Raw genomic sequence first — 1,182 nt, 5'->3', positions numbered from 1 at the left:
AAAGAACTGTCCTGGCTGACCACCACGGAAATCGAACCTCACATGGAAGATCGATGGGAAGAGCCAGATATCGATGGCCAGACTCTCGCCTTCCTCCAGTACACGTCGGGATCCACCGGGACGCCCAAGGGCGTCATGCTGACCCATGCCAACCTGCTTCACAACTCTGCGCTCATCTGTTGGGCATTTGAGCACCGGCGCAGTGGCACGGGAGTGTACTGGCTGCCCAGCTACCACGACATGGGCCTGATCGGGGGCATCATTCAGCCCGTGTTCGTCGGGCGTCCCAATGTGATGATGGCTCCGATGGCCTTCTTACAAAAACCCTATCGGTGGCTGGCAGCGATCACCAAGTACCGCGGGACCACAAGCGGCGGGCCCAATTTTGCTTACGATCTGTGCGTGCGAACAATCACCCCGCAACAGCGGGAGACCCTGGACCTCAGCTCCTGGGAGGTGGCATTCAACGGGGCGGAACCCGTCCGGGCAGACACGATCGAACGGTTTTGCGAGTATTTCGCCCCCTGCGGTTTCCGACGCGAGGCCTTTTATCCCTGCTACGGCCTGGCCGAGTCCACGCTCATGGTCTCCGGGGGATTTGTCAAAGAACCACCGATCATCCGGATATTTGACGGCGAGCAGATCGCACGCGGTCTGGCTGTGGAATGTCCTGCCAAGGCGCCGCACGCCCGGGCGCTCGTGGGATGCGGGCAGCAACTCCCGGATGGCAAAATCGTGATCGCGGATCCCGAGACCTGCCAGCGCCTCCCCGAAGGTCAGATTGGCGAAATCTGGGTGCAAAGCCCGAGTGTGGCCGTCGGCTACTGGGAGAACGAAGAGGCCACGCAATACACCTTTCGGGCATACCTGGCCGATGGGGAAGGGCCCTTTATGCGGACAGGCGACCTGGGATTTTTGCACCAGGGCGAGCTCTTCGTGACCGGTCGAATCAAGGACATGATCATCATCCACGGCGTGAACGTCTATCCCCACGACATCGAGAAAACAGTCCAGGAGGCCGACGAGCGCCTCCGGCCAAACGCGGGGGCGTGTTTCGCCGTAGAACGCGACGGGCGAGAGCAGTTGGTGATCGTTCAGGAGGTGGAACGCCGCGTCAAAGAGGGGTTTGATTCGATCTTTCAGGCGATCCGCCGGGCTGTGGCACTGGAACATGAACTGGCG

1 protein-coding gene is annotated in these 1,182 nt (G+C 60.7%); it reads left to right on the top strand.

Features of this window, described 5'->3' with window-relative positions:
- Positions 1–42: 42 nt before the first annotated feature.
- On the top strand, positions 43–1,182 hold a 1,140-nt coding region (locus H5U08_RS19390; RefSeq protein WP_297037007.1), incomplete at its 3' end, for a fatty acyl-AMP ligase.

Origin of the sequence: Thermogutta sp. (assembly GCF_014359955.1) — a bacterium.
Lineage (GTDB): Bacteria > Planctomycetota > Planctomycetia > Pirellulales > Thermoguttaceae > Thermogutta.
The sequence above is the reverse complement of the archived record's forward strand: the minus strand, read 5'-3'. Positions and strand labels throughout refer to the sequence as shown.